A 19339-nucleotide genomic window follows, 5' to 3' on the forward strand; every position below is an offset into this window, starting at 1 on the left:
TAATCTCAACTCCTAATATGGAAAGCTTGTTCTTAAAGTACCATCTTTTTGGACTACCACTCTAACTCTCTTTGTTTTTTTTCCTTTCCCATTGACACCAACATATTTTTTATAAGTTTTCTCATAAACTGTTGAGCCAGGTTTATTCCCAGCTCTAGCCTTTCCCGTCTTCAAGGTATCCCGTGTAGTTCTTTTTAATGTTTTATTACTTCTAAATTTTCCCTTATTTTTCTTTTTAGATTTTGCAGAGTGACCTGATTTGATATGGTCCCAATCAACACTCTTTACTTTTCGTTTTCCGCTACTTTTCGTAAAATTATAAGCCCTTTTCGCTCCCTTTAATTTTCCACCACCCAAAAATCCTGATACGGTTGCAGCCGCCACGCCTTTCCAATTTTTTCCTGATTTATGTGCTTTGTATCCATCATATGCCGCAAATCCTGCATTGACAACAAACCATACCCAATGGCCGTCTGGGTCCACATTCATGACTGGGTTGTTGTTTCCATAGGTATATCCGTTTTGATCTAGTGAATCTCCATCGCTTCCTGGGTCTGGGTCAAGTGATAAGAATACGCCGTTTTTTGGTTCATAGTATCGGGCGATTAAATAGTAAAGTCCTGTTTCTTCGTCGAAGCGGTAACCAGCATAGCGATATGGGTTTCCTTTTACTTCTTCATCTTCTTTTACTTTTGTTGGAACGCCCCATGTATCGTATTCGTACTCAGCGGCGATTTTTCCTGCACTATTTGTGATGGCTATGACATCACCGTGTGCATTGTAGTGATAGAAATATTTTTTCTCGTTTTGTGTGAATGCAAGGAGTTGTCCACTGTCACCGTATGTGTATAATTTTGTGACTTTGTTGTCTCCATCTGTTTCATATAAAACATTCAGGCTGTCGCCGTCATAAAAGTAATTGGTGACTTTTCCATTCACTGTTTTTTGAATTCTGTATCCACGCTCATCATATTTGTAAGTGACAAGTGGCTTGTCTTCGCCTTTTTTCGTGATGGCCGTTATGTTATCTTCTGCATCCCATTCATAAAGGAATTGTCCGTCAGACGTTCGGTTGCCATTTTTGTCATAAGTTAAAGTCTCATCATTTACCTTTGTCAGTTGGTTCATGATGTTGAATGATGCGTTGATTGTTTTTTTAGTGCCATTTTTTTCAGTCGTAACTGTTTTTCTGTTTCCAAACCCATCATATGTGTACTCAATGACCGTGCCATCTGGATGACTTTCTTTGATCAATTGATCTAATTTTCCATATTCATAACGAATCTTCCCGTTGCTTCCTTGATCAACCGTTATTCTGTTTCCATTTTGATCATATTCGTAAGCTTCGTTTAAGATCGTCGTGCCTTGGCTTGTTCCAATGTGCAAATCATTGATTAAGTTGCGCTCATCATAAGCAAAGCTAGCACCACTGCCGTTACCTGTAATAAAGGACTGGACATTTCCGTTTTCATCATAATCAAACGAATACGTAGAACTCGAATCCTTCATCTGCGTCATTTGATCAAGCTTATTATAACTGAATTGGTTCGTTCCTTTTTGATTTCCGTGTGTCCACTCAAAGTATTTCAGTTTATCTGAATTGGTTGGATACGTCCAAGTTTGGCTGCTGCTGCGCTCCGTTAACTTTGTGATGCGGTTTTGTTGGTCGAACGTTCTGTTTTTGGTTGTGTTTTGTTCTTTGTTGACAACCGTTGTTTCGTTCCCGTTTTTATCATAGCTAAAGTGATATTTTTCTGTCCCATTGTATGACTTGGATTTCACTCGGTCTGTTCCATCATACGTGAGAGACACTTCATGTCCATTAGCAGAAATGGTTTTGATTAAGTTGCTATTCGCATCATATTCACTTTTTAACACATTTCCTAATGGATCAATGGTTTTTGTCAATTTGCCCATAAGGTCGTATTCAAATTGATACGTCTGATCTGACTCTGCACGAATGGTTTTCGACTGTTCATTGCCCTCTTTATCATACGTTCTCACAATGGATGTCCCGTTAGACAAAGTGATTTTCTTCAGCTGATCAGCCTGGTCATATTCGAATGTTGTTTTTTCGCCTTTCGCGTCGGTTTCAGAAAGCTTTTTGCCCGTTTCGTCGTAGGTAGATTGAGATGAGTAACCAAGCTCATCCTCTTCTTTAACAGCATAGTTCCCTTTCTCGTCGTAAGTGGTTTTCGTTAAAAGACTACCTTCTACTAGACGGATATCATCAAACCAAACCGTTCCAGTCGCGCTTTTTTGGAAAACAATCTGAACGTCGACTTTTTTCAATGGTTTTGTTTTTGGTATGACAACCGCTGCTCGGTTCCACTCTTGTGTACCGGTTGGGAATTTCGCATTAAACGTTCCTGTTGTGCCATCTGTATACGTGACGGACGCTTGAAGTGAGTAATCATTTTCATTTGAGGCTTTGACACTTTCAGCCTTAGACATCCCAGTCAATGTGACATACACAGATTGATCATTCGCACTTTGTTCAATCGGTACAGATTGTTTATAGATGGCATTTGCTTGAGTTGAAGAGGTTCTTGTCATTTTTAACGAAACGTCATCGTTAAAGCCTTCTTCATTATCTAATGAACCACCTGACCCACTCCAGCTTGTTGTTTTATCCGTAAAGGAATTATTTTTTACTGGATTATAACTTGATGAAACTTCGCCTTTTTCTAGCTGAATCTCATCGAACCAAGCTTTTCCTTTTCCAGCCTTATCTCGATGATCCACTTCCATATAGATCACAGCTTTGCCTGCATGAGATGGCGTCGTAAACGTGACTTGGCGTTTTGTCCAATCGTTTTTGCCTGATAATGTGCTGTAGCCATTGCTGATCCATTGAATTCGCTTATTATTTGTATCTCTTAAATCAATGTTAAAAAATGCTCTTGCTTTCGTTAGCTCTGTCTTTATTTTTCCACTCAGTGTATACGTCGTATTTGGCTCTAGTATTACTTCTTGAGTAGCAGAAGAATAGCCAAGTTCGGTTCCTTCCGTTGTGGATTGTGAACTGATCTCTAACACTCGATTACCAGATAACACACCACTTTTTCCAGCTGTTTGCGCTAATTTCCCGTCATCCTTAGATGCTGTAAGCTTCCAGCCAGTTAGCGTATCTTCAAAACTGCCATTTTTCAATATACTCGCACCTGCAGCAAGTTCTTTACTCGTTTGTACCAAATTCCCGTACGAGTCATAAATGCTTGCTGAAGACATATTTCCACTTTGATCTGTCTCAGATACAGCATCTAATCCATCGTAGGCGATATCTGTAATATCCCCTTCTGTATCTTTCACTTTAGTGACATCATTATTTTTGTTATACTCGTAGGTTTCTGTCCCGTAAGCATCTTTCGCCTGAATGACGTTGCCATTTTTGTCATACGAATAGCTTTCTGTAGTTTTTCCTTTTTCTACATCATTGGGGTCAGTTTCTTCTACGATTTGGTTTCCTTCATATTTCGTTTTAGTCGTAATTTTAAGCCCTTCCGCATCATCTACAACTTGAATCGGGTTGGCTGCTTCGTTATACGTATACTGTATTTTCCGGCCGTTTGGCTGCGTCAGCATGAGTGTCTTTTTAGATAAATCATATGCGTACTCAAAGGTTTCTTTTTTTGCATTGATCGCTTTGACTAAACGGTGATTTTCATATTGGTATTCTGTAAAAACAGGCTGATCTTCTGTGCTGTTTTGAGAGAATTGTTTAATCAATCTGCCTTCTTTGTCGTATTCATATGAGATACTCGTTCCATCTGAATCAATGACTTTCATTAGGAAGCCTGCATCATACTTATATGAAAGCTTTTTTCCTTTTGGTGCTTGAACCGAGATGATATGACCATCTTCATCATATTCCATTGTTATTTTTCGGCCAGATGCATCTTCTATTGATGTGAGCTGATTGTTTTCGTTATATTTGTATGTCGTTGTATTTTTATGTCCATCTACAACCTTGGTGATTTTCCCACCGTTTTTACTAAAGTGCGCAAAGGTTTGATCCTTCGTTTTTAACATGTATTCATCTTTTGATTCCGTTAATTCAAGGAAAATACCTGTTGGTGGTTGATACGTACCATCTGCTTTTTTTGTAAAAACATGAGTTGTGGCATCCTCATCAATATAGATGGCCCCTTCTTTTGTTGGCGTGATGCTTGTTTCTACATCTGCGTACCACCCTTGACCAAACAGATGGTCAGCTGCATCTAAACTGTTGTAGGTGCGAGCAATTCCAAGTCCCGGTCCTCTTCCATCAATCGACATTTCTTCTTCACTGACAATGACATTACCAGTTGCACCATTAAGCTGACCGTCTGGTATATCAATAATCGACCAGTAATCCTCTGTTCCAAGAAATTCGGCCCCTTCATGGAATGTCGGGTTAAAGGCTGGTGTCGGAATGGTTTCTCCATTTGCATCGTAGGCGGAAAGGGTAAAGGAGTAGTTCTTGCGTCCTTTATAATTTCCATTCGCATTTTCATATACTGGTGATGGGTCTAGCGCTAATTCTCCGCCCTTTCCATCTGTATGAAGCACATATTTCCCACTTTTAACTTCAGTAGGAGTCGGCCAAATATTCTTGTTTTGTGTTGTCCAGTGATCGACATCACCCACATCAAATGATTGATATGCCTTACCATTATAGATGTTAATTTTATATCCTTTTGCATTTTTCACTTTGTCCCAATGTAAATTGAAATAACCTGTTTGGCTCTCTTTTGTATTGGTATAAGCATATCCAGATAAAGCTTTCGGTCTAGATAAATCAGGTAAAGTTGGTCCAGCTGGCGGTGAAGCAATAGCTTCTCCATCTTTATTGTAGGCAATCACTCTGAAGGAATAATGTTTTTGAGCCGCATCTCCTCCAGCATTTTTGTAAGTCGCACCAGGATGAATTGGAAGCTCCGCCCCTTTGCCATCTTTGAGGTGCAATGCATATTTACCTGCTTTGATCTCAGCAACTGTCGGCCATACTTTTTTCCCTTTTGTTGACCATGATGTTTGATTCCCAAGATCCAATGTCTCGTAGCTTTTCCCATTAAACATTTGTAATTTATAACCGGTCGCACCGGAAACTGAATTCCAAGAAAGATCAAAGTAACCTGTTGCGTTGTTATTATTGAAGCCTTTTGTACTAGGTGCTTTCGCTCTAGCTACATTTGGCACGACAGGTTTTACTTTTGCTGACATTGCGCCTTCACCTTGGTCAAAAATTGCACTTACAGCTACCCAATAATTTTTACTTGTCGCATAATTGCCGCCTGAGTTTTTGTAAACTGGAGAAGGATCAACTGCTAATTCAGTGCCACCTTTTCCATCTAAATGAAGTTTATATTTTTTAGCTGCAATCTCGCTTGCTGTCGGCCATATATTTTTTCCTTTTGTACTCCATGATGCTACATTTCCAACTGAAATGGCTTCATACTCTTTTCCGTTATATAGCCATACTTTATAGCCTTTAGCACCAGACACCTTTTTCCAACTTAAATTGAAGTAACCTGTTCCATTTCCATTACTAAAACCTTTTACAGTTGGTGCATTTGCCTGTGGAATGGTATACGTTACTTCAATGACTGGTTTTTTGGTTGAGTTTGTTGATGAGATCAGTTTTTTCCAATGGTCTTGTTTATTTCCATTCGCATGTAATTTAAATCCATAGTTGGCTGTCCCACTATTCCAAGCTTTGATGGTCGATGTCACATCATAGCTCGCCCATTGTCCTTTATATACATTGGCTTTGCCGATGTTTTTGGAGCTTGGTTTATTGTTCCATGTTAGTTTTGTATGGTCATAGTTGGCATTCACTGTATCCAGCCAAAGACCAGTAGCCTTCGTCCCGTAATATGAATGAGCAACATATGTTTTAAGCGTCGCTTTTGTTACATTCATATTTTGAATCGGCTTGAATGAATTAAACTTCATAAACGCATAGTTTGTACCAGTTGTTTTATCGTAATAACCTGTTTTGAGTACATAACTTTTAAGTTTAGCATCCCATTTTTGCGTAGAGGATGAATAATTTGTTGTTGGGTACTTACTCATGATAAATGTGTCTGCTGACACAGATAAAGAAGTCGAAGGATCGATAGACACAGGATAAACTCGTTCAGGATCTTTGAGCCATTTTTCATCTGCTGTCACACGAAGTAAATAACCATCGTCTTCTTTTTCTAGTTTAAAGCTCACATCTTCTGAGCGAGCCACTTCACCTGACTTTTCATCTAAATTAGAATCCGTCATAAACGGTTTAGGGACTTGAAAAATGGTCCGTTTTTTCTGATCATAAAATGTAATAGAACCGTCTTCCTCAATTTCCCCAGTTAGATCAGTCTTTATTTTAAATGTAAATGAATTGTAGCCATCATATTGATTGAGTACAATATCTTCTTTGTTGTTTTCATTAAAGGTAAATGATCGTAAATCTATATTTGGAAATACCTCTTCATATGTAAGCTCGTTGGTGTTCTCTTTAAATTGTGCAGAGGTATCTTTGGAATTGATTTCTGATTTGTTTTTCCCTGAAGCGTTTAAAATTGAAAATTCAATTTGATGCTTCTTGTGTTCAAATGTTGCATATAGTCCTTGTTTCATTTGCTTTTGAAAAGTTGTTTCTAATTTCGCATTTTCTGTTTCTATTTCTTTTTTCGAGATCGTCTTTAATTCTGGAGAGATGTCCTCCCACTCAGCATCTGGAGCCTCTTTTATATGAATAGGATCAGGATAAACCTCTTGTGTAAATACACCCTCTCCTTCATAAAAAAGCTTGCTGTTTTCTGTTCTTTTTGAAAGAACTTCTCCATCCTTTCCAATTTCATTTTCGTCAATACCTGCCATTTCCAGAGCTTTTGAATTATCTAATTCTTCTAAGCTGTTATGACTTGATTTTGTATTTTTGTCATGTCCTTCTGCAAAAATATCAGTAGGAAACATTGATAAAATCATCACAAACGCTAGTAGTGCTGCAATATTTCTTTTCCAATTTACTTTTCTTTTTAGGTTCATATTAATCTCCTTATCATATATTTGTAACATTTGTAACATTACGCCATATATAATAATACATTCAAAATGATACTTCAATATATTTCTATAAATATATCATTCTTTCAAACTAAACCATATATCATCAACTTATCAATATATCCCCTTTTTCACATAAAAAAAGCACCCTAAACGGATGCTTCAATCAAATGATATTTTTTCAAAATGCGATAGGTGATGTCTTTTGCTTCTATTCCGGTGCCTTCGATATTTGTGGCGAAGATGTAGGTTTTGTTTTCATGTTTGATAAAGCCTACGTACCAGCCGATGCCTGAGCCGGAGCCTGTTTTTCAGTAAAGGGTGGCGTGTTTCTCTTCTTCTTGTACCATCATTCGTTTGACTGTTCTCATGGTCTTTAGGTCAAATGGAAGAGTTTCTTCATATAGTTGTTTGAGGAAACGAACTTGTTCGATAGGAGAAATTCGCAGGGTACTGCTTAACCAAAATTGATCGATTCCGCCAGATATGTCTTCGTTCCCATAATGAATGGCTTTCACCCAACGAGTCATTCGTTCTTCTCCAATGTCACGCGCCATGGCTTGATAGTACCAGACGACTGAATCTCTCATCCCAGATCCTAATGTATGATCCCTATTCCAGCTGTCAATTTCTCTTTTTACACCATCCCAATATTTGATGTCGTATTCATCTCTCACTGCGCCCGTTTGGAGTCCGATTAAGGCATTTGCTACCTTAAATGTCGATTGGGGCGCAAAGCGCTCTTTCGCTCTTTTTTTGTTATACACCCAAGGGGACTTTTCTTTTACTTCTTGAATCACAAACGTGCCTTCCCGATTTTTAAAGAATTCATCTACTGACCACGCTGGTGATCTTGCTTCAGTTGATGACGACTGGCTGATACAAAGTGCCATCAGCACGATGCCAGAAAACAACCATTTTATATACTTTTTCTTCAAGACAACCGCTCCTTTTCTCATGATTGCCATGATTGTAGCATGCTTAAGCGATGGGACATAAGGTACGCTTGTCCTCTTTTCTTTCAAATAAAAAAAGCCGGTTTATATCCGGCTTTTTGCTGTATATTAGCTCTCTTTTTTCTCTTGAATGGCCTGCTTCGCGATTTTTGATATCGTCATATCGTCCATTGGCGGGTTATGGAGCCCGGCACGAATATCTCGATAGTAACGCTGCAGTGGACAGTCTAGACTTAAGCTTTTCGCGCCGACTAAACGCATAGCTTTATCGACAACTTGCAAACTATGATTAACGACGGTATGCTTCACAGCACCAAATTCATTGATTAACAGCTCTCTTTTCTCTGGTTTTTCATACAATGTGGTCGTTGAGTAGATAACGTGGCGTGCTTGTTTTAATAGTAAGTCAATTTCACCAATCAGTGTTTGGACATTTGGCAGGTCACTAATTGTGCCGTTGATGCTATTCGGTGAATGGGTGATGGCATATTGAACAGCATAGTCTCTTGCTGCTTGTGCAATGCCTAAATAGCAGGACGGAATATGTGCAATCCAAGGATTTAGCATACCACCCCGCGGCCCTTTTTGTACCTCAACAAGCATGTCATCTGAAACCTTCACCTGATCTAAGATTAAATCATGACTTTCAGTTCCTCTCATGCCCACAACATTCCACGTTTCTTCTATTGAAACACCTTCTGTGTCTCGATGAATTAAGAAGAATCCCATCGCCTCTTTTTCCTCGATCCATACGCCGACTAAAAAGTATGTAAGTGCTGGTGACATCGTTGTGAAAATTTTACGTCCATTGATGATCCACTCATTACCTGATCTAGTGGCTGTTGTCCCAGGCTTCCCGCCTCTTGTTGGACTGCCTGTCTGCGCCTCGCTCACGGCACGGTTGACAAGGGCGCCCTTCTTCACTTCTTCCGCAAAGAATTGTAGCTGCTGCTCATTCCATTGTTTCTTTTCGTAAATTTCGCCTACAACCCCTTGGTGCCAGCCGATTGATAAGGCAGTCGCTCCGTCCATACTGCCAAGCGTCTCTTGAAACAGAACCATATCCTTCACAGATTGACCTCCGCCTCCGTATTCAGCAGGAAGAGACAACGTTGTATAGCCCATCTCTATTAATGATTCAATATTTTTTTCAGGAAAATAAGCGCCTTCATCATGTTCTTTTGCCGTTTGTTCGATCGTTTCACGAAGAGATTCTAGTTGATTGAGCCATGTTTTTTGAAAATCGGTATCGACAAATAATGCTTTAGACAAAACGTATCCAACTCCTCTATATCTCACAATCTATCATATCTGATTTTTCCAATCGGAATAAATAAAACACACTTTACTTATAGGATTTAATGTGTTAAATTTTATCAATATTAAGTACATATGTCAAAGGAACGTGATGCTTTTATGATTTCAGCTACTAATCTACATAAATCTTATGGGCAGACCCATGTGTTAAAAGGCATTGATTTCACCGTACAAGAAGGTGAAGTGGTCGCCATTATTGGACCGAGCGGATCAGGAAAAACAACACTTCTTCGCAGCTTAAACAGCCTCGATATTCCAGACAAAGGAGAGCTGACGGTTGGTGAAGCCACGATCCAATTTGAACGATATCATAAAAAAGATCTGCTAAAACTCAGGCAGCAATCCTCTATGGTGTTTCAGCATTATCACTTGTTTCAGAATAAACGAGCACTTGAAAATATTACAGAAGGATTGATCGTGTCTCAAAACATGTCTAAAAAAGAAGCAGAAAAGGTCGGAGAGCAATTTTTAACGCGGATTGGACTGCTTCATAAAAAGGATGCATTTCCGAGTGAATTATCCGGTGGTCAGCAGCAACGAATTGGCATAGCCCGTGCACTTGCGATGACCCCTTCAGTGCTTTTGTTTGATGAACCTACGTCGGCACTGGACCCAGAGATGGTAGGAGAAATTCTTGAAATGATCAAAGATATTGCGAGCCAAGGGATGACAATAGTCATTGTGACGCATGAAATTTCTTTTGCAAAGGACGTGGCGGATACGGTGATCTTTATGGCAGATGGCGAAATCGTTGAAAAAGGCTCACCAGAAGACGTCCTATTGAAGCCACAGCATGAACGAACGAAACAATTTTTATCAAGAATTCATCGCGGCATGTGGCAAGAATCGGAGAAAGACAAATGAAACAAAAGACAGTATTCATGATGGCCGGTGTCCTTCTGTTTCTTCTCTCTCTGCTGGGCTGCAGCAGTGTGAAAACCACGACAGATGATGGTAGAAAAATTGTAAAAGTCGCACTGAGTGCAGAGGTCAATCCACCCTTTTTAGCAACAAATGACCGAAACGAACCGATTGGCTATAACATTGATTATTTAAATGAAATGGAAAAAAGACTTCCTCACGTACATTTTGATTACATTTTTGGCGAGGAAGAATCCAATTTAATTGGTGTAGGCGCAGGGAAGTTTGAAATGGCGGCTAATTGGTTTTTTAGTAATCCTGAACGTGAAAAGCGTTTCCTTTACCCTAAGGTCCCGTATGGTTATTCGATGACAGGTTTAATTGTGAATGAATCAGACAAGGAGATTCGATCGCTTGATGACATGACATCTAAAAAGCTGGCTCCTGTCAGCCCTAGCGGAGGCTTGCGTTCGATTTTAAATCAATATAATAAAGAACATGATCCGGATATTCCGCTGACGACTATTGAGAGCCCTTCAAATGAACTTAACTTAAAGCGCGTTGAAAGCGGACGGTCCGATGCAGCATTTATGAACATTTCAACCTTTGATACCATTCAAAAGCATTTAAACCTAAAGGTCAAAGTTGGCGGCATTGTGTCAAAGGAGCCTATCTATCTTGTCTTACAGCCAAGCGAGAAGCAGCTTGCAGAAGATTTGGACCGGATCACCCAAGAGATGATTGATGATGGAACACTGCCTAAGCTGGCGAAAAAGTGGTTTGGGGTTGATTTCTTTCAAGATATTGATGACATCTCAGAGCAAGGCGATCAAAATGAAGAAAGGAAGGAAGCGTCATGACGTTTACAGCTGGAGATTGGCTGCGCATTTTTTTACAGGTGCTTGAACGCCTGCCACTCACTTTTTTCATTATTATCGTGTCATTGTTTTTTGCCATCATCATCGGCTTGCTATTTGCATGTATTCGTATCAAACAAATCCCAGTACTGAAGCAATTGGCTGTTATTTATTTATCTTTTACACGGAGTACGCCTTTAATTGTTCAGCTTTTCTTGATTTATTTTGGCCTGCCTCAGCTTTTGCTTGTGGCAGGGATTCAAATCAATCATTGGGATCGTGTGCTATTTGTAATGATGACGTTTTCTTTACATACGGGCGCTTATTTATCTGAAGTCTTTCGCAGTGCGTATTCATCTGTCGGGAAGGATCAGCTCGAGGCCGCCTACATTGTTGGGATGACAGATACACAGGCGTTGATTAGGATCATTATCCCGCAGGCCTTCCTCATTGCACTGCCGAACCTCGGAAATTACACCATTGATCTCGTGAAAGACACAGCGATTGCCTTTACAATCGGGCTCATTGATATCATGGGACAGGTGAAGATCATCTTAGGAAATAACTACGGAATCGGTATGTTTGAGGTGTATGTGATCATTGCGATTGTGTATTGGCTCATTTGTATGAGTATTGAACTGATCACCATGCTGCTTGAAAGGAAATTTGTAAAAGGCCGCACCAGCCTGTCACGTTAAGGAGGCAATTTTGATGCAAACCATTGATATTCCATTTGCGATTGACCAAGTACCTCTTATTCTAAAAGGCGTTCCTTTTACTTTATTGATTGCACTCGTTTCCATGGCTGTAAGCCTAATGATTGGATCTGTTTTTGCTTTCATTCGTCTCTTTCGCATTCCTGTACTCAGGCAGCTTGTGACGCTTTATGTCTCCTTTTTTAGAGGAACACCTCTTATTGTTCAGTTGTTCGCTTTCTTTTATGGACTTCCTTTTGTTCTAACCAAAGTGAACGATACATTCGGGCTGACCTTTCATCCAGATATGGTCTCCCCATTAGCTGTTGCCCTTATGACATTCAGCCTCCATTCAGCCGCCCATTTAACAGAGGTTGTTCGGAGTGCACTTCTTGCGGTAGACAAAGGGCAGCTTGAAGCAGCAAAAATTGTGGGGATGACGACACGCCAAGCAATGATGCGCATTATTTTGCCACAGGCATTTGTGGTTGCCTTACCGAATCTAGGAAATCAGCTCATTCAGTTATTAAAAGCTACATCTCTTTCGTTTACAATTGGTGTACTTGAAATTATGGGTATTTCCCGGATTATTGCAAATGATGGCTATCAGTTTTTAGAAACATACCTCGTATCTGCGTTGATCTATTGGCTGCTGAGCATTTTCTTTGAACTCGCTTTTGCTTTATTAGAGAAACGAGTCAGCGTGTACGGAAGATCTCTTGGACGATAAAAAAGTCGATCAGGCACGAGAACCTGATCGACTTTTTTTGATCCATTTATTCACCTTTTTTAAGTATGTTAAAGGAAATTGTCCTGCTCTTTCCATTGATTGATCACTATGAATAAAAAAGAGAATGGCTTTTGCCATTCCCCTTCGTTGTCTTACTATTCAGCACTAACTAAAATTTTCACTTGATCTTTTTCATTGATTAATGCATGGAAACCATCTTCGATCACATCATCCAACTTGATTTTCTTTGTGACGAGCGTATCAGCAGAGAAATAGCCTTTTCTCATTAAGTTTAATACAGATGGGAATACGTCTCTGTAGCCGATAATTCCTTTGACTGTACGTTCTTTAATGACAATGTCATTTGGCATAATTTCTGCGCCTTTTTCCCAAATACTCACAATGACTGTTTCACCTGAAATTCTAGTTGATTGGATTGCTTGCTTCAATACAACAGGTACACCTGTCACTTCAAAAGAAACATCGACGCCACCGTTTGTACGGCGTGCAATTTCTTGAACAACATCTTCATATTGAGAAGGATCAACAATGATCGCTCCAAGCTCTTTCGCTTTTTCTTGGCGTTCTTTAGATAATTCTACTGCGTAAATATCAGTAGCACCAGCTGCTTTTAATGCTTCAATAACAAGCAAGCCAATTGGTCCGCAACCAAACACAGCCGCTGTATCGCCAGCTTGTACTTTACTAGAACGAACCGCATATAAAGCAACTGCTGAAGGTTCTACAAGTGCCCCTTGCTCATATGAAATTTCGTCTGGTAATAAATGAAGTAATTCTTCATCGACAGATACATATTCAGAGAATCCACCGCCGCCTCCGGCAAGTCCTAAAAAGCCCATGTTTTCATCTAAGTTGTAAGCACCTTGATGTCCGTGAGTTGCAAAAATAGGCTCAACAACCACTCGATCGCCTACTTTGTAATTGCTGACGTCTTCTCCTACTTCAACAACCTCACCAGAAAATTCATGTCCCAGTGTAATAGGAGCTTTTTCTTTTGTCAGTGGATGAGGTTCATTCACTGGAATGAAGATAGGTCCTCCTAGATATTCATGTAAATCACTACCACAAATGCCGCACCATTTTACTTTAAGTTTCACTTTTCCTGGAGCAACTTTTGGTTCATCAATTTCCTCTAGTCGAATGTCCTTTTGATCGTGCCAGCGTAGTGCTTTCATGTGTAAGACTCCTTTTCTCATCAATTTCATTAACTTACTTAAATAATCATAACATAATTTTTTTAATTTTCTAAGTAGGATGCACTATCTTTTTGCCAGTCAATGAACGAAAGATGACAAAACATAGCAATAAACAGACAAGAAGCATACATACACACCCGGTGACAACGGAGGTTCGGATTGATAAAACATGTGCAAGTCCACCAGAGACACCTGTCAGCATGATCGTCAGAATAGCTTCAATCAAAGCATAAAAACTGGCTACCCTCCCCATCACCTCTACCGGGATATTCGTTTGATAGAAAGTCATAAAACCTGTGTTCGCAAATGCTAAAAAGAATGCTAATATAAAAAATCCAACAGCGGCTGCAAACAATGTGCTGGAAAAAGCATAAATGAGATAGCCACATGCCACAAACAAACTGCCAATCCCTAGCATGATCGAAACAGGCAGCTTCTCCACAATCACCGAATTGAGACCTGCCCCTGCGATAATGCCTGCCCCAGCTATACTCACAAGAAGACCATATTGTGTATCAGTTAACAGCAACACTTCTTTTGCAAAGGCTGTTTCAAGAGAGTCAATGGCAGTAGGAAGTACCGTGATAGCGGCACTAAATAATAAATACACCGCCATAACTTGGCGTGATGTCAAACTAAACCGAAGAACAAGCTTCGCATCCTCTTTTAACATCGAAAGAGAAAAGCGCTTTTGGTCAGCATCTTGTTTGAGCAAATTCGGTAAGCACATCGTTAACAGAGCAGATACAAACAAGCAGATCGCATTTATATAAATTGAAAAAACAGGTGTACCGATTAAAAAAAGCAGACCTGCTGCAGCGGGTCCAAGTAAAAATCCACCCGATTGTAATAATGAGCGAATGGCATTAAACCGTTTTCGGTTATTCGCCGGGATCAATCCTGTCATATAGACCATCGAAGCTGGATGAAACATCGCTTGTGCCATTTGAATAAGAAACATCATCACATACAGGGTAAGCAGATGTCCTGAAAATAACACAAAGGGTATACATGCGATCAGGATAGCCCGGCTGATATCTAAGCTGATCATCACTTTCCGCTGATTCAGCCTGTCAATCAAACTGCCAGACCAGCTGTTTGTCAAAAGAGCCGCAGCCGGTCTCAGCATATAGACGGCTGTGACAGCCAGCACAGAGCCCGTTTCTTGAAAAATAAGCAGATGGAGAGCAATCATATAAATCCATTCTCCTATGTTCGCAATTCCGATGGCTCCAAGAAGCAAACTCATATCCCGCCAATGTTTTTTCATAGCTTTTCCCCCTATTTGTCATAAAAAAATCCCGCCCCCAAGACATTTCTGTCTTGAGGACGGGATTTACTCCGCGTTGCCACCTCAGTTTATTCATCTGTTGCCAGATGAACCTTAGCAGGTCATCATGAACCCATCTCTGTAACGGGAGAATGTCGCTGCACCACCATCCGAAGGAATCCGGTGAAGAGCTAAGAGGCTTGGTTCCATCATGCTGCCCGGCTCCTTCTCAGCTTCACGGAGTTCTCTGTGCGGGACGGCTCATGATGTACTCTTCTCTATTTGCGCTGTGTCTTTATTTCATCACGATCTTCAGCTGAATTGTTACATATTGTACAGCGCCTTGATCAAAGCGTCAATGTTTTTTTCGAGTTAATCAGCATAGATCATCTTTCTCGTCATGCCGCCATCAACGACTAAATCTGTGCCAGTCACAAATTGATTATCCTCATCGGTTAAATAAAAGCAAGCCTTCACAATATCCTTTGGCGTGCCGACTCGATTGGAAAGATGCTGCTTGTGGTCGATCTCTCGAAGATTCTCCTCATCCATCGTTTCAATCCATCCAGGTGAAATGCTATTCACCGTGATATGATCCGGACTAAAAGAAGCCGCTAAGGCATGAGTCAGCGCCGATATTCCACCTTTTGATGCAGCATATGCTTCTGTGTTTGGCTCTGACATGGTCGCTCGGGTGGATGAAATGTTCACAATAGAACCGCCTTTTGGATTCTCTTTTATATAACGTGCTGCTTCTCTTGCACATAAAAAAGTCCCTCTTAGGTTCGTCTGTAACACACGATCCCACTCATCAAGCGTTAATTCATAAGGCGATACTGTGCACATGACACCAGCATTATTAATGAGAATATCAATCGTTTTACAGCGCTCCGCCGCAAACGACATGAACTGCTGAATCTCCTTTTCTTGCCTCACATCCGTTTTCTTAAAATAAGCTTCTAATGATTCTTTTTTTAACTCTTCCTCCAAGCGCTTACCCTTCTCTTCATCTATATCCGCAAGCACCACTCGTGCTCCTTCTTTAGCATAGCCCCAGGCGATCATTTCACCAATTCCATTGGCTGCGCCTGTGATGATAACGGTTTTATTGTGAAATTTCATTGTTTATCCAACCCTTTCTCCATCAGATGTTGTCGTCTATCATACCACTCATATATAGACGATACCTAGCCACATGAAACATAAAAGAACACCCTCCAAGTGATCGTGTCATGAGGAAGGTGTTCCTAGGGAACTCATTGATCATTCTATTTTTCTATATGGTGAATTTAAAAAGCAGCCTTTAAAATATCTAAGTAGTCGGCTTTCGTAACGGTACGAACATTGCTTGATGTAGAGCCGTTTTGTTCTGCTAATTCAGCCATTTTTTCAAAATCCTCTTCTTTAACATAAGATAAGTCTTTTAGTGCTGGAATACCTAAATTTTTTGTGAATGTATACATGCCATCAATTAATTTTTGAATCGCCACATCATCTGAGTCCGTTTTATCTGCAAAGCTCATTATTTTGGCAAGCTCTGCGTGTAGTACCTTGTTTTCAACTGCATTGAATTGCATAACATAAGGCAAAAATACCGCGTTTGCGATACCATGAGGTGTATCATAAAGACTACCAAGTGCTTCTGCTAAGCAATGAACGGCTGCGACATCGGCTGAACCGAAGCATAAGCCAGCAAGTAAGCTCCCTTCCTGCATTTTATATCTCGCTTCTAGATCAGATCCATTTTCATATGCCTTGGGTAAGTATTTTACAATTGTCTCCATTGCACTTGAACCCATTGCTTTGGAAATAGGATTTGTTACTTTACATGAATAGCCTTCAATAGCATGTACCAATGCATCCACGCCTGTTGCGGCTGTTATGCCTTTTGGCACCGTCAATGTAAGAGCAGGATCTAAAATCGCAATGGTTGGCCGAAGCAAGCCATGCTTTAATGTGATTTTTTTATGTGAAGCAGCTAACGTAATGACAGATGAACGGGTCACCTCAGAACCAGTACCAGCCGTTGTTGGGATACAAATTAATGGAGATAGATTAGCATACGCCTTCTTCCCTGATATATAATCTTCAGGAATGCCGCCATTTGGACCTAATAAAGCAATCGCTTTCGCCGTATCCATTGGACTTCCGCCACCAATCGCAATGACCGCTGATGCTTGTTCTTTTCTAAAGAGCTCTGCACCAGCTAGACATTCATTATCTCTAGGGTTTGGAGATACTTGATCAAATATAAAAACGGAATAACCGGCTTCCTGCAAATACGCTTCAATAGGCTGAATGAGCCCTGCGTTTCTCACACCAGAATCTGTCACAATCATCACTGTGGCGCCCGGCAATACAATATTCTCTACTATAGATCCGATTTCTTTTGATTGACCAGTCCCCATCATCATTTTTGTTTGGCAATGATATTCAAAATTCATCATGATTTTTCTACTCCTTCATTTAAGTTTGTTAAGTGAGCCGTTTGTTTTTCTGCTCCCCACCACTCTATTTCTTTTAAACCTGGAATGCTAGATGCATAAAAGACAGGATTTTTGCCTAACAGCCTTTGTTGAATATAATCATCTAAAGCGGCAAAAGCATATTTTCCTAGGATAGCAATTGCAATCAAATTGACAATTGCCATAATGGCCATCGACAAGTCGGCCAAAGTCCAAACGATTTGTAAGTTGGCCACAGCCCCAAACATGATCATCATTAATACCATAATTCGATACATCAATAGCGCTGTTACACTGTTATGGATAAAACCGATATTGGCACTTACTGAAGAGATTTGATCATTCTAAATAACTAAACAAAGCTAATCAGTGTATGTTTTGTTTCTTATATTTACTCTGAATCTTAAAAGTCTATTTACACAAAAAAACTTACAGGATACACTCTCCCGTAAGTTTTTTCGATTATTCTCATTGATTCATTATTTAGAAATCATCCCATGCGGGTCAATGACAAATTTCTTCGCCACACCCGAATCAAAGTCGCTGTATCCTTGAGGGGCTTGATCAAGGTTAATGACGGTCGCATTCACGGCTTTGGCAATTTGTGCTCTTCCGCTTAAAATGGATTTCATTAGACTGCGGTGATATTGCATGACAGGGGTTTGGCCTGTCACAAAGGTATGGGCTTTTGCCCAGCCGAGTCCAATTCGCACTTTCAGTGATCCAACTTTTGCATCAGCATCCACTGCACCTGGGTCTTCTGTGACGTAAAGCCCTGGGATTCCAAGTTTACCGCCAACTTTGGTAATATCCATAATTGTATTTAAAACGGTTGCAGGCGCTTCTCCTTGATCTCCATGACCTGAAGCCTCAAAGCCGACACAATCGACGGCACAGTCTACTTCTGGCTCTCCTAAGATATTGGTGATTTGTTCGCCGATTCGATCATGTTTTCTTAAATTGATCGTCTCACAGCCAAAGCTTCTGGCCTGCTCCAGCCTTTGTTCATTCAAATCACCGACAATGACCGTAGAAGCGCCAAGAAGCTGAGCGGAATGCGCTGCGGCAAGACCTACTGGCCCTGCACCGGCTATATATACGGTTGAACCAGGCTTTACTCCAGCCGTATAAGCACCGTGAAAACCTGTCGGGAAAATATCGGAAAGCATCGTCAGATCAAGTATTTTTTCCATCGCTTGATCTTTGTCTGGAAATTTGAGCAGCTGAAAATCTGCATATGGGACCATGACGTACTCGGATTGGCCGCCAACCCATCCGCCCATATCGACGTATCCATAGGCAGAGCCTGGACGGTCCGGGTTTACATTTAAGCACACATGGGTTTTTTGTTCCTTACACATGACGCATCGTCCGCAAGCAATATTAAAGGGAACAGACACAAGGTCTCCTTTTTGAATAAACTCCACATCTCGTCCAACCTCAACGACTTCACCTGTAATTTCATGACCAAGGACTAGTCCTGCAGGCGCAGTCGTACGACCTCTCACCATGTGCTGGTCACTTCCGCAAATATTCGTCGTCACTACTTTTAAAATGACGCCATGCTCACATTTGCGCCCCACATTGGCTTTCGGTACACCCGGGCCATCTCTTAAAATCAAATCAGGGTATCCAATATCCTCAACTGCTACATTTCCTGCTCCTTTATAAACGACACCTTTGTTTCCCGACATGTTTTCATTCCTCCCTTTTTGTTTAAAAATGAAGTCTCTACAATTTTCTCTATTTATGAAGCAATTCCCTGCTCCAAATGGCACAATTGATAAAAAAAAAGCGAAAAATGTCTATCACGGAGAGAAAAATGTATCTTCCAGTCAAATAAAAAAGAAAATATTGAAAAAAAAGCTAAACTTTTGAAGAACGGTGTCGATATAAGAAATAAGCCAGACAGGTATCCTTAATCGACAAACAAATT

11 protein-coding genes and 2 pseudogenes are annotated in these 19339 nt (G+C 40.4%); 4 read left to right on the forward strand and 9 right to left on the reverse strand.

What is annotated here, in order from left to right:
- Positions 1-12: 12 nt before the first annotated feature.
- The 3 genes and pseudogenes from MHI33_RS14480 to MHI33_RS14490 all read right to left on the reverse strand — a co-directional run bounded on the left by MHI33_RS14480 (position 13) and on the right by MHI33_RS14490 (position 9263).
- A complete protein-coding gene (locus MHI33_RS14480) occupies positions 13-7017 on the reverse strand; it encodes a DNRLRE domain-containing protein (RefSeq protein WP_340912142.1) in 7005 nt (2334 codons plus the stop codon).
- 167 nt (positions 7018-7184) lie between these two features.
- Positions 7185-7928: pseudogene (gene blaBPU, locus MHI33_RS14485) on the reverse strand (BPU family class D beta-lactamase).
- Between the two features lie 171 nt (positions 7929-8099).
- Entirely contained in the window at positions 8100-9263 is a 1164-nt protein-coding gene (locus MHI33_RS14490; protein WP_065098488.1) for an acyl-CoA dehydrogenase family protein, read from the reverse strand.
- A gap of 144 nt (positions 9264-9407) precedes the next feature.
- Between MHI33_RS14490 and MHI33_RS14495 the strand changes: the two genes are divergently transcribed.
- The 4 genes from MHI33_RS14495 to MHI33_RS14510 are packed head-to-tail and all read left to right on the forward strand — an operon-like array spanning position 9408 to position 12451.
- Entirely contained in the window at positions 9408-10172 is a 765-nt protein-coding gene (locus MHI33_RS14495) for an amino acid ABC transporter ATP-binding protein (RefSeq protein WP_445661779.1), read from the forward strand.
- Positions 10169-11029, forward strand: coding sequence for an amino acid ABC transporter substrate-binding protein (locus MHI33_RS14500; protein WP_065098489.1), 861 nt, complete (start codon positions 10169-10171; stop codon positions 11027-11029). The genes MHI33_RS14495 and MHI33_RS14500 overlap by 4 nt, the downstream gene beginning before the upstream one ends.
- Entirely contained in the window at positions 11026-11724 is a 699-nt protein-coding gene (locus MHI33_RS14505; protein ID WP_003216763.1) for an amino acid ABC transporter permease, read from the forward strand. The genes MHI33_RS14500 and MHI33_RS14505 overlap by 4 nt, the downstream gene beginning before the upstream one ends.
- Before the next feature lie 13 nt (positions 11725-11737).
- Complete coding sequence (locus tag MHI33_RS14510; RefSeq protein ID WP_065098490.1) at positions 11738-12451, forward strand: amino acid ABC transporter permease; 714 nt, start codon at positions 11738-11740, stop codon at positions 12449-12451.
- A gap of 155 nt (positions 12452-12606) precedes the next feature.
- Here the strand turns inward: MHI33_RS14510 and MHI33_RS14515 are convergent, their stop codons facing one another.
- The 6 genes and pseudogenes from MHI33_RS14515 to fdhA all read right to left on the reverse strand — a co-directional run bounded on the left by MHI33_RS14515 (position 12607) and on the right by fdhA (position 19097).
- Positions 12607-13647, reverse strand: a complete 1041-nt coding sequence (locus MHI33_RS14515; RefSeq protein WP_003216411.1) for a 2,3-butanediol dehydrogenase — start codon at positions 13645-13647, stop codon at positions 12607-12609.
- Between the two features lie 70 nt (positions 13648-13717).
- Positions 13718-14938: an MFS transporter gene (locus tag MHI33_RS14520; RefSeq protein WP_065098491.1), complete on the reverse strand. Its 1221-nt coding sequence runs from the start codon at positions 14936-14938 to the stop codon at positions 13718-13720.
- A 372-nt stretch (positions 14939-15310) separates the two neighbouring features.
- Positions 15311-16060, reverse strand: a complete 750-nt coding sequence (locus tag MHI33_RS14525; protein ID WP_065098492.1) for an SDR family oxidoreductase — start codon at positions 16058-16060, stop codon at positions 15311-15313.
- A 167-nt stretch (positions 16061-16227) separates the two neighbouring features.
- Complete coding sequence (locus MHI33_RS14530) at positions 16228-17385, reverse strand: iron-containing alcohol dehydrogenase (RefSeq protein ID WP_065098493.1); 1158 nt, start codon at positions 17383-17385, stop codon at positions 16228-16230.
- Positions 17382-17723, reverse strand: a pseudogene (locus tag MHI33_RS14535) (alanine:cation symporter family protein); the annotation flags it as partial. The pseudogene MHI33_RS14535 and the gene MHI33_RS14530, both read right to left, overlap by 4 nt.
- A 159-nt stretch (positions 17724-17882) precedes the next feature.
- The gene (gene fdhA / locus MHI33_RS14540) at positions 17883-19097 is read right to left on the reverse strand and encodes a formaldehyde dehydrogenase, glutathione-independent (RefSeq protein WP_050943691.1); all 1215 of its coding nucleotides are present in this window, start codon (positions 19095-19097) and stop codon (positions 17883-17885) included.
- Positions 19098-19339: the final 242 nt, after the last annotated feature.

The organism is Bacillus sp. FSL K6-2971 (genome assembly GCF_038006405.1).
Lineage (GTDB): Bacteria > Bacillota > Bacilli > Bacillales > Bacillaceae > Bacillus > Bacillus pumilus.

What these genes read in the sequence shown, in the direction of transcription:
- MHI33_RS14520 (WP_065098491.1), bottom strand. Translation starts at nt 14,938, where the DNA reads ATGAAAAAACATTGGCGGGATATGAGTTTGCTTCTTGGAGCCATCGGA.
- MHI33_RS14500 (WP_065098489.1), top strand. Translation starts at nt 10,169, where the DNA reads ATGAAACAAAAGACAGTATTCATGATGGCCGGTGTCCTTCTGTTTCTT.
- MHI33_RS14480 (WP_340912142.1), bottom strand. Translation starts at nt 7,017, where the DNA reads ATGAACCTAAAAAGAAAAGTAAATTGGAAAAGAAATATTGCAGCACTA.
- MHI33_RS14505 (WP_003216763.1), top strand. Translation starts at nt 11,026, where the DNA reads ATGACGTTTACAGCTGGAGATTGGCTGCGCATTTTTTTACAGGTGCTT.
- MHI33_RS14510 (WP_065098490.1), top strand. Translation starts at nt 11,738, where the DNA reads ATGCAAACCATTGATATTCCATTTGCGATTGACCAAGTACCTCTTATT.
- fdhA (WP_050943691.1), bottom strand. Translation starts at nt 19,097, where the DNA reads ATGTCGGGAAACAAAGGTGTCGTTTATAAAGGAGCAGGAAATGTAGCA.
- MHI33_RS14495 (WP_445661779.1), top strand. Translation starts at nt 9,408, where the DNA reads ATGATTTCAGCTACTAATCTACATAAATCTTATGGGCAGACCCATGTG.
- MHI33_RS14515 (WP_003216411.1), bottom strand. Translation starts at nt 13,647, where the DNA reads ATGAAAGCACTACGCTGGCACGATCAAAAGGACATTCGACTAGAGGAA.
- MHI33_RS14530 (WP_065098493.1), bottom strand. Translation starts at nt 17,385, where the DNA reads ATGATGAATTTTGAATATCATTGCCAAACAAAAATGATGATGGGGACT.
- MHI33_RS14525 (WP_065098492.1), bottom strand. Translation starts at nt 16,060, where the DNA reads ATGAAATTTCACAATAAAACCGTTATCATCACAGGCGCAGCCAATGGA.